Below are 3,111 nucleotides of genomic sequence, written 5' to 3' on the forward strand. Positions count from 1 at the left end.
CCCCCCGAGAAGGCCAGCACTCCCCGAACGACCAGAACGCCGAGGTCCGCCGATGAGCGACACCACCGCCCGCCCCGGCGGCACTCCCGACCCCTACGAACGGCTGCGCGCCGAGATCCACGCCGGCCGCGTCCAGGAGGTGATCGTCGCCGTCCCCGACCTCCAGGGCCGGCTCCAGGGCAGCCGGCTGGCCGCCGACCACTTCCTCGACGAGGCCGCCGAACACGGCTTCGACGCCTGCGTCTACCTGCTGGCCACCGACGTCGAGATGGACACCGGACCCGGCTACGCCATCGACGCCTGGAACAGCGGCTTCGGCGACTTCACCCTGCGCCCCGACCCGGCCACCCAGCGCGTGCTGCCCTGGGACGAGGGCACGGCCCTGGTGCTCGCCGACGCCACCTGGCGGGACGGCGCCCCCGTCGCCGTCGCCCCCCGCCACGTCCTGCGGCGGCAGCTCGACCGGCTCGCCGAACGCGAGTTGACCGCCTTCGCCGGGACGGAACTGGAGTTCCTGGTCTTCCAGGAGGACTACCAGCAGTCCTGGGACCGCCGCTACCACGACCTGACACCCGCCACCCGCTACAACGTCGACTACGCCCTCCAGGGCCTGGCGGGCGTCGAACCGCTGGTGCGCCGCATCCGCCGCGAGATGGTCCGCGCGGGGCTGAGGATGGAGACCGCCCGTGCCGAGGTCCACCCGGGCCAGTACGAGATCGTCTTCCGCTACGACGAGGCGATGCGCACCTGCGACAACCACGTCCTGTTCAAGAACGGTGCCAAGGAGATCGCCGCCCAGGAGGGGCGGGCGCTGACCTTCATGCCGAAGTTCGACACCGGCGAGGGCAACTCCTGCCACGTCCACCTCTCGCTGCGCGGCACCGACGGCGGCGCGGTCCTCGCCGACCCCGAGGACGCGGACGGCATGTCGGAGCTGATGCGGCACTTCGTCGCCGGCCAGCTCCACGCGCTCGCCGACTTCACTCTGCTGATGGCGCCGAACATCAACTCGTACAAGCGCCTCGCGCCCGGCGCGTTCGCCCCCACCGGCATTGGTTGGGGCAGGGACAACCGCACCTGCCCGGTACGCGTCGTCGGCTCCGGCCACTCCCTGCGCATCGAGCACCGGGTACCGGGCGGCGACGCCAACCCCTACCTCGCCGTCGCGGCGATCGTGGCCGCCGGACTGCACGGCGTCGACAAGCGGCTCCCGCTGCCCGAGCCGCACCGCGCGAACGCGCTGGCCGACCCGACGGTGCCGAGGCTGCCGAGCACCCTCACCGAGGCGCTGCACCGCTGGGAGAACAGCGCCCTGGCCACCGAGGTCTTCGGCAAGGAGACCGTCGCGCACTACGCGCAGGCCGCCCGGACGGAACTGGCCGCGTTCGAGAGCGCGGTGACCGACTGGGAACGCGTCCGGGGCTTCGAACGCCTCTAGCCTGTCGGCCGCCGGTCGGGCCCCTAGCCGGCCGGGACCCGCGGGCCGCTGCGGGGCGAGGCGGGCGCGCCGGCCGCGAGCGCGGCCGCCAGCCCGCGGCGTCCGGGGGAGTCCAGCTTCGCGTAGGTGCTCGTGAGGTGCATCTCCACCGTCCGCAGGCTGACAAAGAGGTGGCCGGCGATCTGACGGTTGGTCAGACCGTCGGCCGCCAGCCTGGCCACCCGCAGCTCGGCCGGGGTGAGCGCCGCGTAGCCGTGGAAGGCGCGGGTGCGCGGGCGGTCACCCAGCTCGGCCAGCGCGCGTGTCGCGGCGGACGCGACCGGTTCCGCGCCGCACTCCCGTGCCACGTCGAGCGCCTCGCGCAGCGCGGCGCGCCCGGCGAGGGCGTCCGACGCGCCGGCCAGCCGCAGGCCGAGGTCGACCAGCGCTTCGGCCAGCCACAGCCGGGCCCCGGTTTCCCGCAGGTGTTCCACCGCTTCGCGTGAGAGGTCGAGGGCGGCTTCCGCCGGCGCCAGCGCCGCGGCGGCCCGCAGCGCGCGGCCCACGAGTTCGGGGACGCCCGAGGCGCGTGCCAGAGCGAGTTCCTCCGCGGCGAGCGTGCGCGCGCCGCGCGGGTCGCCGAGCCCGTCGCGGACAAGCGCGGCCTCCGAGCGCCAGCGGTGGAAGAGCGGTCCTGCGGTGCCGCGTGCCGTGCCCCGCGCGCCGCACGCCGCGAAGTCGGCGGCGGCCTCGGCGAACCGGCTTCGCGCCGCGTGCAGCCGGGCACGTGCGAAGAGCGTGTGGTCGTGTCCCCAGCGTCCGTCGAGCGTGCCGTGCGCGCCGGCGGCGGTCAGGGTCCGCTCCGCCTCGTCGAGCCGCCCGAGGTCGACAAGCGCCTCCACCAGGACGGCGATCGGCAGCACCGGGCAGGTGCCCAGCCGCTGGACGGGCTCCGCGCCGGACGCCGCCTCCAGGGCCGCCGAGGCGTCGGCACGGGCCTCGTCGAGCCGTCCGAGCCGGTGGTTCAGGCTCGCTCTGAGGGTGAGCGCGTGGGCCAGGTGATGGGGCCGGTCGGCGAGGTGGCCGTGGCAGGCGACGGCCGAGTCGGCGTGGTCCAGCGCGCTGCCCGGTTCTCCCGCCCAGCCGAGCACCAGCAGTGCGACGCCGTGGATCCCGGACTCGTCGTCGGCGGGGTGGAGTCCGCAGGCCAGCGCGGTCCGCGCGGATGCGACGGCCCGCCTCGGGTCCTCGCCGGCCACCGCCTCCCGTATCGCCAGCAGCGCGGCGAGGGGCCGCCCGGGCGGCCCCTCGTGGCCGTCGGCGAGACTTCCCGCGCTCAGCGTCCGGCGCGCCTCGGCGGCGGTGTCGCCGTGGGCGAGCGCGGTGAGCAGGGCGTCGACGGCCGCGGTCCCGGTGTCCGCCGGTTCCGCACCGGCTGAAGCCTCCGCCAGAGCGCGAAGCAGCCGCACCGCCTCCGGATGCCGTCCGGCGCTCGCCAGCACCGCTGCGAGCCGCCGGCCGAGGGTCGTGCGCTCGTCCTCGCGAGTCGTCAATTCCAGCTTGTGTCGCAGGAGTTGAAGCGCCGGCGGCTCGTCGTGGTCCGGTCCGCCGGTCATGTCGGCCGCTCGGGGCGGCGGGTGGGGCGGCGCGAGGGGAGCGTCGGCAGGTGGGCCGGCCGCGGCGGTCGCGCGCGG

2 protein-coding genes are annotated in these 3,111 nt (G+C 75.8%); one reads left to right on the top strand and one right to left on the bottom strand.

Annotated features, from left to right (window positions below):
- Positions 1 to 52: 52 nt before the first annotated feature.
- Positions 53 to 1,438, top strand: a complete 1,386-nt coding sequence (locus GL263_RS24185; protein ID WP_182857868.1) for a glutamine synthetase family protein — start codon at positions 53 to 55, stop codon at positions 1,436 to 1,438.
- 23 nt (positions 1,439 to 1,461) lie between these two features.
- On the opposite strand, the gene GL263_RS24190 is transcribed toward GL263_RS24185, so the two are convergent.
- A partial coding sequence (locus GL263_RS24190; protein WP_228456791.1) for a helix-turn-helix transcriptional regulator occupies positions 1,462 to 3,111 on the bottom strand: 1,650 nt, incomplete at its 5' end.

It is taken from the genome of Streptomyces durbertensis (assembly GCF_014156695.1).
GTDB lineage: Bacteria > Actinomycetota > Actinomycetes > Streptomycetales > Streptomycetaceae > Streptomyces > Streptomyces durbertensis.